Origin of the sequence: Acanthopleuribacter pedis, from assembly GCF_017377855.1 — a bacterium.
Lineage (GTDB): Bacteria > Acidobacteriota > Holophagae > Acanthopleuribacterales > Acanthopleuribacteraceae > Acanthopleuribacter > Acanthopleuribacter pedis.
On record NZ_JAFREP010000004.1, the window covers coordinates 274,417 to 287,065 of the forward strand.

Below are 12,649 nucleotides of genomic sequence, written 5' to 3' on the forward strand. Positions count from 1 at the left end.
TCTCGGATTTTGAATTGCGGGCAAGACAGGCCCGCCGGATTGCTGTTGGGGTCCCGTTTTCTCCGTTGAGGTCAGATTTATGGTCCATGTGATTGCCGTCGTTGGGGCGCGGCTCAGTTCCAGCCGTCTCCCCCGCAAACACTTGCTTCCCCTTGAGGGAAAGCCTTTGATTGCGCGCATCTTTGAGCGGCTGGACGCCGTGCCGTTGATCCGCAAATCGATTCTGGCAACCACCGCCGACGCGGAAAACCGCGATTTGGTCGCCTGGGCCGAGCAAGCCGGCCGTCCCGTTACCGCCTACGACGGCGATGTCAACGACCTCGTCGGGCGAATCGATTACATCGTGGCCCGTGAGCGACCCGACTTGGTGGTGTACATCTGCGGGGATTGTCCGCTAATTGAACCCGGCATCATCACCAAAATGATTCGCGCCCTTGCGCGCGGGGCCGATGTGGTGCGGGTTCCGCCGCGCGACGGGCAAGGCGTGGTGCACGAAGGCATTGACATTTACCCCTTCCGAATTTGGAACAAATTGGTGTTGGAAGCCGAGGAACCCTTTGAACGGGAGCACGTTGGCCAGAGTCTTAAAAAGTTTGCCGCGGATTTTAACGTGGTTGAGGTGGCGGACGAACCCTGGTTTTACGGACCGAAACAGCGTTTGTCGGTCGATACCGTGAGTGATTACCGTTTTATGGCCGAAATTTACCGGCGTTGGTACCAACACCACGGCGCCGATGAGCTGGTCGATTTGCGTTGGGTTTTGGATGAAGTTGCGCGCGATCCCGAGTTGCGTTTCTTGAATGCCCACGTTCGTCAGAAAAAAGCACGTGAATCCTCGTTGCGTGTTCTGTTCGCCACCGCGGGCGGACCCGGCGTTGGTCTGGGCCACATTTCGCGTACCTTGGTGGCCGCCGCCGGTGTGCAAGACGTCGCCGCCGCCGGGATCGAGATGGTCATTCAGGGTGAACCCTTTGAACGCAAGGCCTTGAATTTGTTGCCCCATCAGTTCACCGAACCGGAACACACGATCAACACGCTTGACGGCGTTTTAGCGGAACGGCCTTGCCACGTTTTGATCCTCGACCTACCGAGCCGTTCCATTGACGACAGGTGGCGTGCCTTTTTGGCCCGTCATCGCGCCCAAGGCGTGCTGATCGTTTCCCTCGATTTCGCCATTCGCGATTCAACCCTGGTTGATCTCCAGTGGGTGCCCTCTTTTTACCTGCGCGGCGAAGATGAGGAAACCAACAACGTGGTATTTGGCTGGGAGTGTTTCCTGATTGATGCCGGCGCCGCCGCGCGGACCTGGAAACCCGGATCCGATGTGATCATTTTTACCGGCGGCAGCGATGTCCACCGCGTCGGCGATACCTTGCCCGCGATCCTCGACGCGCGCCTACCCGCCCATTTTCGCATCCATTGGGTACGCGGCCCCTTCGCCAAGGAGCCGGATCTTCCGCCCGCGCAAGGCCGTCGCCTCGAATGGGTGGTTCACAACAATCCCGCCAACGTCCAGCAGCTCATTATGCAGGCCAATTACGGCCTCAGCTTGTACGGCGTCACCCTTTTCGAATGCCTGCACCTCGGTCTGCCCACGGTCACCTTCGCGCCAGGTCGCAAGAAGGGAGATCGCGAGCTTAAGGCGTTGGCACAGGCGGAGTTAACTGACGTAGGTCACAACCTGGAACACGCCGTCGACCACCTGTGTTCGCTCATTTACGATCCCCACCGCGCGCAATCCTTTTCCGAGGCGGGCCGCCAGCGTCTCGACGGCCTCGGCCCCCACCGCCTCGCCAAAAAAATCCTCGAAAAAATCAATGCGCGCTAATTGGTGCCTCGGGATCGAACGACGTCCAAAAAAATCCTCGCTCAAGGTTGCGCGCGACCGAGCCGATCAGCATAAAAGCGATTGATCCAAATCCTAGAATGGGAAGCGAAACTCGCTTCTCAGTTGCCGACCATGAAAACCCACGGAAGGGTGGGCCGGCGCGGGGGGACAATCGTGGTTTCCGCGTTGCGCGCCGCCCGGCTTGCCGGCCGAGCTGTGCAATGGGTGTCCCTTTTCCGTGTTCCTTCAGTGCGTTCCTCGCGGTTGCCGCGGAACAGCGCTGAACGCAACCAAAGGTTGTGTTCGGAGCATTCCCGCCGTCCGGCCTCCCGGATGGGGGTTGCGCCGCCGCGGGTGGACGGATGAGGGCTCGGTAAGCTTTCCGCCAACTGACGTTTACGTTAGAATGAGCCTTTCCGCGAGGTAAAACATGAAAGCTTTAGTGACCGGTGGTGCCGGCTTCATTGGTAGCCATTTATGCGAGTTGCTCCTGCAACAGGGTCTCCAAGTGACCGCCGTTGACAATTTCGAAACCGGCCGCGAAAGCAACCTGGCCACGTTCGGTGATAACCCCGATTTCCAACTCGTCACCCATGATATTTGCCAGGCCGATGGGCTCTCCGCGATCTTTTCCGGCGCGGATTGGGTGTTCCACTTGGCCGGCTTGGCCGACATTGTGCCGTCCATCGAAAAACCCGAACGTTATTTTGCCTGCAATGTGACCGGCACCCTCAACGTCTTACAGGCCGCCCGCGACAACAACGTCAAACGCCTCGTCTACGCCGCCTCTTCCTCCTGTTACGGTTTGCCCGACACCTTTCCAACGCCTGAAAGCGCCGAAATCCGCCCACAATATCCCTACGCGCTCACCAAACGTATGGGCGAAGAACTGGTGTTGCATTGGGCTCAGGTTTATCAACTTCCCGCGCTTTCCCTGCGCCTGTTTAACGTTTACGGCCCGCGCTCGCGCACGACCGGGGCCTACGGTGCCGTGTTTGGTGTCTTCCTCGCACAAAAACTGAACGGCAAACCCTTTACCGTCGTCGGCGACGGCCGACAAACCCGCGATTTCACCTTTGTTACCGATGTGGCCCGTGCCTTTTACGCCGCCGCCGCGAGTGCGCGTTCCGGCGAAGTCTACAACGTCGGCAGCGGCGATCACTACAGCATCAACCGTCTGGTTTCTCTCTTGGAGGGGCCGGTCACCCACATTCCCAAACGGCCCGGGGAACCGGACTGTACCTTTGCCGACACGACCCGCATTCGCGCCGACCTGGCGTGGCAGCCGGACGTGTCTTTCGAGGACGGCGTCGCCCGCATGCTGGCTTCGATTCAAGATTGGTCGAGCGCACCGGTGTGGGATGAGGCCGGTATCAAAAAAGCGACGGCGACCTGGTTCCGTCACTTGGGGGAAACGTCATGAACACCCAAACCCTTCCGTCCTTCGCCGAAAAGGCCCTTGCCTTCCAACAGATTGTCTCTTCCGTCGCCTTTCGCGACCACGGTGGCGAAACCCTGGCCACGAGCTTGGGTTTTGATCGTGCAAATGCGATGTTGCACGCCGTGGGCGCCGCGGGCGGCACCGTCTATGTCATTGGCAACGGTGGGAGCGCGGCCATTGCCGCCCACATCGTCAACGATTTGGTGAATGTCGGCGGGTTGCGCGCCACCGTGTTGCACGACGCCGCGCTGATGACCTGCATGGCCAACGATTACGGCTACGACCAAGCTTATGCCCGCATGATCAGCACCTGGGCGCGGCCGGAAGATTTGCTGATCGCGATTAGCAGTTCCGGCAACTCGGCCAACATTCGCAACGCCGTCGCTCAAATGAAACAAAACGGCGGTGCGGCGCTGACTTTGTCCGGCTTTAAACCCGGCAATCCCTTGCGGGGATTGGGCGACCTGAACCTCTGGCTCGACAGCGGCGATTACGGCATGGTCGAGGTCGGCCATCTATTTTTACTGCACCACATGGCGGATCGCCTGCGGGTGGAAAAGGAAACACCATGAAAGCGGACAAAATTGTCGATCTGGATCAGTTGGGCCGGCTGGCCGCCGAGGCCCGTGCCGCTGGAAGGCGCGTGGTGCTGTGCCACGGCACTTTTGATCTGATCCATATCGGCCACGTCCGCCATTTACAAAGGGCAGGCGCCGAGGGCGATTGTTTGTTTGTCACCATTACGGCCGACCGTTTTGTCAACAAAGGACCCGGCCGACCCATCTTTAACCAACAGTTGCGCGCCGAGAACTTGGCCGCGCTGGAAGTGGTCGCCCATGTCGCGATTGTGGATGACCGTACCGCGATCCCCGCGATTGAAGCGGTGAAACCGACCGTCTACGCCAAAGGCAGCGATTACCAAAAACCCCAGGACGACCTGACCGGCAACATCGTCAAGGAACAAAACGCGGTGATCGCCGGGGGCGGCCGCACCGTTTATACCGACGACATCGTGTTTAGCTCCAGTCAGTTACTTAACGAACACTTCAATGTGTTTTCGCCCGATGTGAAGGATTACCTGCGCCATTTCGGGGAGCGCTACCAGGCCAAGGACATCATTGAGCAGGTCAAGGCCTTGCAGGGACTCAAGGTGTTGGTGGTGGGTGACGCCATTGTCGACGAATACCACTACACCCAACCGATGGGCCAAACCGGGAAAGGCAACATTCTGGCCGTGAAACACCAAGAAGTAGAGCAGTTTGCCGGCGGTTCACTGGCCGTGGCCAACCATGTGGCCGGCTATTGTGATCAGGTTTCGCTGTTAACCCTGTTGGGCGGTAGGGAGAGTTTCGAACCCTTTATACGCGAGAAGCTAAAAGACAACATCAAACCGACCTTTTTCTACCGCGAGGACGCACCGACCGTGCGCAAGAGCCGTTTTGTCGACGGCGCCTCTTCCAAACTTTTTGAGGTGTATTACTACGAGGATTCGCCTTTGCCGCCCCGTTTGGACGAAGAACTCTGCGATTGGCTGTGTCAGCATCTGCCGGAATACGACTGTGTGATTGTGCCCGATTTTGGCAATGGGTTTATTTCGCGTAATATGGCGCGGACGTTGAGCGAACACGCGCCCTTCCTCGCCGTGAATACCCAGATCAACAGCGGCAACCGCGGTTTTCATACCGTGAACCGTTATCCCCGTGCTGATTTCGTGTCCTTGAACGAACCCGAATTACGGCTGGCCGTCCACAATCGCAGCGATCCCATCGACGTCGTTGCCCGTCAGGTGGGCGAGCGGGTCAAGGCCCATTACGTGGTCACGACCCTGGGCCGCGAGGGCTTGTTGTTGCGCGACATGCACGACACCCTCAGTTACCAGGTCCCCGCGCTGTCATTTAAAGTAGTTGACCGCATCGGCGCCGGTGACGCCTTTCTGTCCTTGGCCGGAATTTGCATCGCCGGCAAATTGGAACCTGAGGTCGCCGGATTTATCGGCAGTGCCGCCGCCGCCATCGATGTCCAAATCGTGTGTAACCGCGAAAGTGTGGAACCCGCCGATTTGTTTAAGTACATCGTCACCCTGTTGAAGTGAGGCGGGAATGGGCGCGGTTCGACCCAAGCGGGTTGGTTTCGATCTGGACAACACCATCATCGATTACCGCGCCCTGTTTTTGGCGTTGGCACGGCGCGAGGCTTGGGTTCACGAAGCTTGTGTCGCCGAAAAACATGCCGTTAAGCGGGGTTTGCGCGATTTGGCCGGGGACGCCGATTTGGCCGAACAGCGCTGGCGTCAATTGCAGGCGTGGGCTTATGCCGACGCCTTGGACCAGGCTTATGTGTTTGAGGGTTTTGCAGCTTGCGTGGCAGCCCTGCGCGCGTTCCACGTGGAACTGGTGATCGTCAGCCACAAAACCGAGGTCTCCAATTACGATCCATCGGCCCGTTTGCACGATGCCGCGCTGCGGTTTTTCGAAACGCGTGGTTTTTTTCGCCCCACCGCCGAGGGCGGCTTGGGGTTTTCCCGCGCCGCTGTGTTCTTTGAGCCGACCCGCGAGGCCAAGGTGCGCCGCATCGCCGAACAAAACGTCGATGTGTTCGTCGACGACCTCGCCGAGGTGTTTACCTGTGCCGGTTTCCCAGAAAGGGTTCAACCGATCTGGTTTCGGCCGCCTGCCGCGGACGGCACCCGCGCCCAACCGAAACCGGGCGAACCGCCCACCTTTGCGCGTTGGTCCGCCATTCAAGCTTGGTTCGAATTAATGCTCGGCGCCGAACCCGCCCTGCCCGCCACCCTCTTCTGGCATGCGTTGCGCGCCGGCGGCAATAACCGACTTTTTTCCCTCGGTCTGGAAACCGGTGAACGCCTTGCTTTGAAGACTTATCCCCGCCTCGCGGCTTCCCAAGAACGGGTTCATCGCGAGGAAACCTTCGCGCGGGTTTTGTCCGAGCAAGGCGAAACCGCCGTGGCCCCACCGCGCTGTCGGGGGCCGTTCTGGCTGCTGTCCGATTGGTTACCCGGCCGACCCGTGACCGAGGAATCCGAGGATGCCTGGGCGCAAATGTTCGCATTTTTAGATCGCCTCGGACGAATGAGACGCGGTCTAAAAACGTCGGATCTGCCCCACGCCGCCCATGCGCGTTTCCGGCTTCAGGATTTTGTTGTCCAGATTCAAGCGCGTTTTGATGCAATATCGATAGCTTGCGCAACAGATGCCATGCTCAGAGAAGTGAACGATTTTGTTTCTTCCATTTTAGCAACAGATTTGTTGCAGCTAATCGCCGATTTCGAAACCTTTTGCCAAAAACACGGGCTTGACCCGCGGCAACCCCTTGCACCTGAACTCTGGTTTCCCAGCCCCTCCGACTTTGGTTTCCACAACGCCTTGGCCCATGACGGTGCCCTTCGATTTTTGGATTTTGAATACGCCGGTTGGGACGACCTCGTCAAATTACTCGCCGACACCGTGCACCATCTCGGCTTCAAAACGCCCCACGGCGAGCGCCTGCGCTTGGTGCGCCGGTTCGCCGCGACACAAAGCGAGGACCCCACCCTGTGGACCCGCTTCGAGGCCGTTCACGATTTGGTGGGTTTCGAATGGATCCTGATCGTGCTCAACGTCGCCTTGCCGGAGGAACGCGCCCGCAAGTTGGGCGCCGCCGCCGGAACCGACGATGAAATCGAACTCATTTCTCAACGATTCGCACGGGCGAAACTGTTACAATCTGGGTTTCGTCGTCTTCAAGAAACATCGATAAGTGTGTGACATTTCAAAGGGTTGGTGACCTTAGGGAGGACTTATGAGCCAAATTCCGGCACCGCCGCGAGACGCTGAATTTCGCGCCCGATGCCTGCACATCCGCAAGGAAGTGCTGCAGATGGTACGTCACGGCAAACGCGGCCACATTCCTTCCGCGTTTTCCTTGGTCGAAATTTTGGTAACCCTCTACGATCACATTCTCCAATACCGTGCCGATGAACCGGAATGGGCCGACCGCGACCGCTTCATTCTCAGCAAAGGCCACGGCTGTTTGGCCTTGTATGCGGTTTTGGCCGACAAAGGATTTTTTCCCAGAGATTGGTACAAGGGTTTTTGCCATTTTGACGGCGAACTGGGCGGCCACCCGGAAGAACGCAACCCGGGCGTTGAGGCCACCACCGGCTCCCTCGGTCACGGTCTGTCGATTGCGGTGGGTTTTGCCCTGGCCGCGCGTTTGCAAAAACGCCACTTCCGCAATTACGTGGTGCTGGGCGACGGTGAGTGTGGTGAAGGTTCGGTCTGGGAAGCCGCCCTTGCCGCCGCCAAACACCGCCTCGAGAACCTGGTGGTCCTGGTTGATTACAATAAATATATGTCCTACGGCCCGACCCACGAGGTGTGCGACCTGGAACCTTTTGCCGAGAAATGGCGTGCCTTCGGTTTTGCCGTCGAGGAAATCGACATGGTGGCCACGCCGGAACGCCTGCGCGCGGTGCTGGAGCAAACCCCCTTGGGCGCCAACCAGCCCACCGCGATCATTTGCCACACCATCAAAGGCCGCGGCTTGCCCTACATGGAGAACAACCTGAGCTGGCACCACAAGTCCAAGATCAGCCATGACGACATTGAAAAAATGATCCGCGACCTGGAGGAAGCCCATGCGTAAACGCGGCTTGCAGACCGTGACCGATTTGGCGCGGCAATTTGAAGATGTGGTTTACATTGGTTCCGACGTTGGTCAAGGCACGATGGATGATTTCCGCGAGGCCTGCCCGGACCGTTTTTTTGTGGAAGGCATCAGCGAGCAATACGTGATCGGTATGGCGGCCGGCTTGGCGATGAACGGCTTCATCCCTTACGTGAACACCATCGCCACCTTCTTGACGCGGCGCTGCTACGAGCAAATCGCCGTCGACATGTGTATGAACAACCACCCGGTGCGGCTGTACGCCAACGGCGGCGGCACGGTCTATGCCCCGCTCGGCCCGACCCACATGGCGGTTGACGATATTGCCTTGATGCGGGCGCTGCCCAACATGACCGTGATCGCCCCGTGCGATGCCGACGAAATGGAACGCGCGATTCGCGCCTCCCACGATTGGAAGGGCCCGATTTATTTCCGCGTGGCGCGTGGCGGCGATGCGATTGTGTCCAAACCCGAGCATGATTTCGCCATCGGCCGCGCGCTGGTGTTTGCCGAACCCGAGGATTTGCTGCTAATTACTACCGGGGTGACCCTGCAAGTGGCGCTTGGTGTGGCCGAACGGTTGGCCGACCTCGCCATCGGGGTTGGCATCGTCCACGTGCCCACGATTAAACCGCTCGACCGGGATACTTTGGTTCCGCGCCTGCGTGAAGCCCGTTTTGTGATGACGCTGGAAGAACACAGCACCATCGGCGGTTTGGGTTCGGCGATTGCCGCGTTGATGGCCGCCGGCGAGCGTCATCCACGTGGGGTGCTGCGCCAATTGGGGATTCCCGATACCTTCCCCGACCGTTTCGGTCGCCAAGAGAACCAATTTGAATATTTTGGTTTGGACCTGGATTCCGTGATTCGTTCCGCCTTGGGTTTTCTCAAGCTCGATGTGGCCGAAAGTGTTAACGGTTCCGGCAAAAAGACACGTTAGCCAGGGATATTCGCCACATGACCGAAACTTTTTTTGAAGCCGACGAACAACAAGCGATTGATCAGTATCTCCAGCAGGGGTTTGTGTCGTTTGAACTGGATGCGACCCTGCTCGACAGCTTGCGGGAACGGCTGTTTACCGGGGCGCGTTCCTTGCTCGACCTGCCCGCCGACCTCAGCGTCGACGCCTTTTTCGACCAAATTCACACCTGGGTGCCGGTTGCCGACCTCAACCGCGTGCGCTTGGGTTTCATTCGCCACCTCAACGGCGATCCAAGCGTTCGTCCGCTGTTGTACCGGCTAGCCAAACAGCCCTTGGGTTGGATTGTCGGCAACGAATTGGCGATGCAGCGATCTTTGAACCTCAGCATTCAGTTTCCCAAGGACGCGAGTTCGTTGTTGCCGCTTCACTCAGACGTGTGGTCGGGTAACTCGCCCTACGAGGTGGTTTTTTGGTTGCCCCTGGTGGATTGCTACGCCACCAAATCCATGTACGTTTTGCCCAAGCCGCAAACCGACGCGGTGCTGGCCGATTTTGGCCGCTATGCCGACCTTTCGGCCGAGGCCTTTTTCCAAGCGATCAAAGCGGATGTGGTTTGGATGGAGGTGCCGCGCGGGCATGGGCTGATTTTCTGGCATGGGTTGATTCACGGCAACCGCATCAACGAGGAAAACGACACCCGCTGGAGTATGAACACGCGTTTTAAAAGCTTGCTTTCTCCCTACGGCACCAAGGAACTCGGCGAAAGTTTTTTGCCGATCACGCTGCGGCCCGCCACCCGCTTCGGCTACGCCTACCGCAAACCCAGCATTCACAAGCGGGAGTCTTAGATGGGCGAGGTTCCCAAACGCGGTTGGCGCGGTTACATTTCCAGCCGAGAACAAGGCGGGCATTTCATCCCGCAACGGGTGCAGAATTTGGTAATCCGCGATTACGCGGCGCGCCACGGGTTGTTGTTTCTCCTCAGCGCGGTTGAATACTACATGGACGATTGCACCATGATGTTGCGGGCGTTGGTGGACGAGGCCGACAGCTTGGCTGGTATTTTGTTTTACAGCACCCATCTGTTGCCAAAAGACCCGGTTGTGCGCGAGCAGCTTTGGCAACAGGTGCGTGAACGGGATTTCACCCTGCGCTTCGCCCTGGAAGAGCTGGTGGTGGCCGATGCGCAAGGAATTACCGCGATGGAAGATTTGCTGTTGGTTCGTGATTTAACCGAAAATCGATCTGATTTTGATTTAGTAGATAGATAAGCGTTCTAAATTGATTGGTAAACAGAAACACAAGGAGAAAAGCGATGGTCAAGAGTTTGGTTCATTTTGTGACCCCGCTCCACGAGGGTACCAAACGCGATTACGTGGCGCGGGTGACCGGCGCGGACAAAGCGGCTTGTGCTGAAATTGCCAAGCAATGGGGCAAAGAATACTGGGACGGCGACCGCAACCACGGTTACGGCGGTTACCGCTACGACGGTCGCTGGGCTAAGGTCGCGCGCCTGTTGATTGATTATTACGGCTTAAAAGACGGCCAACGGGTGCTGGATATCGGCTGCGGCAAAGGTTACCTGTTGTTTGAACTCAAGAAGATCCTGCCAGGCTTGGACGTCGTCGGTTTGGATATAAGTGAATACGCCGTGGAAAACGGGAAAGAGGAAATTAAGGACTACCTCCAGGTGGGCGACGCGGTATCGCTTCCCTTCGAAGACGATTCCTTTGACCTGGTGATCAGTTTGATGACGCTGCACAACCTGCCGATTTACGATTTGGGCAAGGCGCTGCAGGAGATGGAGCGGGTGAAACGCGGCGACGCCTACCTGTACATCGAGTCTTACCGCAACGAACAAGAAAAGGTGAACTTACTCTATTGGCAGTTGACCTGCGAAAGCATGTTCTCGGTGAAGGAATGGCACTGGGTGTTTGAGAACTTCGGTTACACCGGCGATTTCGAGTTCGCCTTTTTCACCTAGGCGTCCGCGGATGGAGATGGTCGCGATCATTCCGGCACGGGGCGGCTCGAAGGGGTTGCCGCACAAGAATGTGCGTGATCTCAATGGGAAACCGCTGTTGGCGTGGACGGTCGAAGCGGCGCTGGGGGCGACCTCGGTAGGCGAGACCTACGTATCCACCGAGGATGACGAGATCGCGGCGGTGGCACGCACCCACGGCGCCCAGGTCATCGCGCGCCCGGCGCCCCTGGCCACGGACGCGGCCTTGTCCCGCGACGTTGTGTTGCACGCCTTGGACGTTTTGGCCGCGGCGGGTCGCGTCCCGAAATGGGTCGTGCTGCTCCAACCCACCTCGCCGCTGCGAACCGCCGCCCACATCGACGCCTGCCACGCCTTGCTCGCGGACGGCACCACCCGAAGCGTTGTCAGCGTGTGCGATGTCGCCCACCATCCCCTTAAAACCTTGCTCCTAAACGAAGAGGGCGTCGCCCAACCGATTTCCCAATGGGCCGATCTCGAACAACCGCGCCAACAGCTCCCCGCGGCCAAGCGCCCCAACGGCGCGATTTACATCGTGGACCGTGCCGCCTTCCAAGCCGAAAAACGCTTCTTCCTGCCGCCGTTGCGTCTGTTCACCATGGGCGCCGAACAAAGCATCGACATTGACACCCTAGCCGACCTAAACCAAGCGGCTGTTGACCTCGCGGATTAGCCTTCTTTTTTGAGGTGGACCGTTTCGGTGCTGACGCGGACTTTGACCAAATGGTCCGCGGGGACTGGGCCGAGTAGCAAGGCGCCGGAGGAAATGACCGCGCCGGCGCCGATGGTGACCAGGGGTTCGATGAAAATGCCGGTGCCGAAACGAACCCGATCCGCCACCGATACGAAACTCGAACTCATCACACCCGGCCCGGTAAGGATGTGCGAACCCCATTGGTTGTGGTGGTCGATGTTGCACTTGGCCGCGATGAAGTTGTTGTCGCCCAATCGGGTGGCCATGCCGATGTGGACTTGGGCGCCGATGATGTTGCCCTCACCCAAGACCACGCCCGCGCCCAACACGGCCGAGGGGTCAATCGCATTCGCCATCGGGATGCCCAGAGCCTTGCAGCGGTCCCACAGTTTTTGGCGGGTGGCGACCACCGCGGTTGCGCCGATAATCGCCTGGTCGAAGCGACCTTCGCGCCAAAAGGTTTCTAGGAGCGAAAGCGGGCCGAGCACGGGCACGCCGAACAGGCGATGGTCTTGAAGCGCGGGATCGTCGTCCAAGCAGCCGACCAAATCCAGGCGCGGATCCTTGCGCAAAATCGCGATCAGGTGCATGGCACCGATGCCGCCCGTAATCACCAAAACACGGGTTAAACCGTCGGGTAATTTTAGGTTGTCCAGGGAGGAGGTTTTGGGTAGATCGGGAAGCGCGGATTGACGTAGCCGGCTTTGGACGTCGCGTTCGGTGATGATGCCGGTTTTGTCGAAATCGGCCGCGCTTAAGCCGTTTTGTGCCGCCAGTGCCGCTGCTTTTTTGGTGAAGTTGCCCGCCGCCTCCCTGTTGGGTTTCGCCTCGGGTGCCTTGGGCGGCGCGGGTTCCGCGTCCGTTTCGCTGATGACCGCGATCACCGACAAAAAGTCGGCCTCGTCGCCTTCTTCAACCCGTGGGAAGAAATAACCCGCGTGGGGCGCGGCCAGTTCATGCACGCTTTTGGCGGTTTCCCAGTGCGCCAGAACCTGGCCTTTTTTGATCCGTTCCCCTTTTTCCACCATCCAGGTGACCAGCAGCGCCCGCTCGCTGTTGACTTCCAATTGCGGCAAGATCACTTCAAACATGGCAAC

The 12,649-nt window shown here is 58.6% G+C and carries 12 protein-coding genes; 11 read left to right on the forward strand and 1 reads right to left on the reverse strand.

All coding sequences use genetic code 11. From position 1 onward, the window contains the following. Positions 1 to 79: 79 nt before the first annotated feature. From J3U88_RS05915 to J3U88_RS05965, 11 genes are all read left to right on the forward strand, one after another. Complete coding sequence (locus J3U88_RS05915) at positions 80 to 1,828, forward strand: cytidylyltransferase domain-containing protein (RefSeq protein ID WP_207857527.1); 1,749 nt, start codon at positions 80 to 82, stop codon at positions 1,826 to 1,828. Between the two features lie 430 nt (positions 1,829 to 2,258). Further along, a complete protein-coding gene (locus J3U88_RS05920) occupies positions 2,259 to 3,251 on the forward strand; it encodes an SDR family oxidoreductase (RefSeq protein WP_207857528.1) in 993 nt (330 codons plus the stop codon). After that, a complete protein-coding gene (locus J3U88_RS05925) occupies positions 3,248 to 3,841 on the forward strand; it encodes a D-sedoheptulose-7-phosphate isomerase (RefSeq protein ID WP_207857530.1) in 594 nt (197 codons plus the stop codon). Before J3U88_RS05920 ends, J3U88_RS05925 begins: the two co-directional genes overlap by 4 nt. Beyond that, a complete protein-coding gene (locus J3U88_RS05930) occupies positions 3,838 to 5,361 on the forward strand; it encodes a PfkB family carbohydrate kinase (RefSeq protein ID WP_207857532.1) in 1,524 nt (507 codons plus the stop codon). The genes J3U88_RS05925 and J3U88_RS05930 overlap by 4 nt, the downstream gene beginning before the upstream one ends. A gap of 7 nt (positions 5,362 to 5,368) precedes the next feature. Further along, positions 5,369 to 7,033 carry a hypothetical protein gene (locus J3U88_RS05935; RefSeq protein WP_207857533.1) on the forward strand — a complete coding sequence of 555 codons (1,665 nt, stop codon included), beginning with the start codon at positions 5,369 to 5,371 and terminating at the stop codon, positions 7,031 to 7,033. A gap of 34 nt (positions 7,034 to 7,067) precedes the next feature. Continuing rightward, positions 7,068 to 7,913: a transketolase gene (locus tag J3U88_RS05940; RefSeq protein ID WP_207857535.1), complete on the forward strand. Its 846-nt coding sequence runs from the start codon at positions 7,068 to 7,070 to the stop codon at positions 7,911 to 7,913. Continuing rightward, positions 7,906 to 8,874: a transketolase family protein gene (locus tag J3U88_RS05945; protein WP_207857537.1), complete on the forward strand. Its 969-nt coding sequence runs from the start codon at positions 7,906 to 7,908 to the stop codon at positions 8,872 to 8,874. Before J3U88_RS05940 ends, J3U88_RS05945 begins: the two co-directional genes overlap by 8 nt. A 17-nt stretch (positions 8,875 to 8,891) precedes the next feature. Beyond that, entirely contained in the window at positions 8,892 to 9,704 is an 813-nt protein-coding gene (locus J3U88_RS05950; protein WP_207857538.1) for a sporadic carbohydrate cluster 2OG-Fe(II) oxygenase, read from the forward strand. Next, a complete protein-coding gene (locus J3U88_RS05955) occupies positions 9,705 to 10,127 on the forward strand; it encodes an LIC12192 family sporadic carbohydrate cluster protein (protein ID WP_207857540.1) in 423 nt (140 codons plus the stop codon). 44 nt (positions 10,128 to 10,171) lie between these two features. After that, positions 10,172 to 10,840 (forward strand): class I SAM-dependent methyltransferase, encoded by a 669-nt coding sequence (locus J3U88_RS05960; protein ID WP_207857541.1) that lies wholly within the window; start codon positions 10,172 to 10,174, stop codon positions 10,838 to 10,840. Between the two features lie 10 nt (positions 10,841 to 10,850). Then, entirely contained in the window at positions 10,851 to 11,531 is a 681-nt protein-coding gene (locus J3U88_RS05965; RefSeq protein ID WP_207857543.1) for an acylneuraminate cytidylyltransferase family protein, read from the forward strand. Here J3U88_RS05965 and J3U88_RS05970 read toward each other — a convergent pair. Further along, complete coding sequence (locus tag J3U88_RS05970) at positions 11,528 to 12,643, reverse strand: biotin/lipoyl-containing protein (protein ID WP_207857545.1); 1,116 nt, start codon at positions 12,641 to 12,643, stop codon at positions 11,528 to 11,530. The genes J3U88_RS05965 and J3U88_RS05970 overlap by 4 nt on opposite strands. Positions 12,644 to 12,649 lie beyond the last annotated feature (6 nt).

Coding starts and splice junctions, on each gene's coding strand:
- J3U88_RS05915 (WP_207857527.1), top strand. CDS start 80: ATGGTCCATGTGATTGCCGTCGTTGGGGCGCGGCTCAGTTCCAGCCGT.
- J3U88_RS05920 (WP_207857528.1), top strand. CDS start 2,259: ATGAAAGCTTTAGTGACCGGTGGTGCCGGCTTCATTGGTAGCCATTTA.
- J3U88_RS05925 (WP_207857530.1), top strand. CDS start 3,248: ATGAACACCCAAACCCTTCCGTCCTTCGCCGAAAAGGCCCTTGCCTTC.
- J3U88_RS05930 (WP_207857532.1), top strand. CDS start 3,838: ATGAAAGCGGACAAAATTGTCGATCTGGATCAGTTGGGCCGGCTGGCC.
- J3U88_RS05935 (WP_207857533.1), top strand. CDS start 5,369: ATGGGCGCGGTTCGACCCAAGCGGGTTGGTTTCGATCTGGACAACACC.
- J3U88_RS05940 (WP_207857535.1), top strand. CDS start 7,068: ATGAGCCAAATTCCGGCACCGCCGCGAGACGCTGAATTTCGCGCCCGA.
- J3U88_RS05945 (WP_207857537.1), top strand. CDS start 7,906: ATGCGTAAACGCGGCTTGCAGACCGTGACCGATTTGGCGCGGCAATTT.
- J3U88_RS05950 (WP_207857538.1), top strand. CDS start 8,892: ATGACCGAAACTTTTTTTGAAGCCGACGAACAACAAGCGATTGATCAG.
- J3U88_RS05955 (WP_207857540.1), top strand. CDS start 9,705: ATGGGCGAGGTTCCCAAACGCGGTTGGCGCGGTTACATTTCCAGCCGA.
- J3U88_RS05960 (WP_207857541.1), top strand. CDS start 10,172: ATGGTCAAGAGTTTGGTTCATTTTGTGACCCCGCTCCACGAGGGTACC.
- J3U88_RS05965 (WP_207857543.1), top strand. CDS start 10,851: ATGGAGATGGTCGCGATCATTCCGGCACGGGGCGGCTCGAAGGGGTTG.
- J3U88_RS05970 (WP_207857545.1), bottom strand. CDS start 12,643: ATGTTTGAAGTGATCTTGCCGCAATTGGAAGTCAACAGCGAGCGGGCG.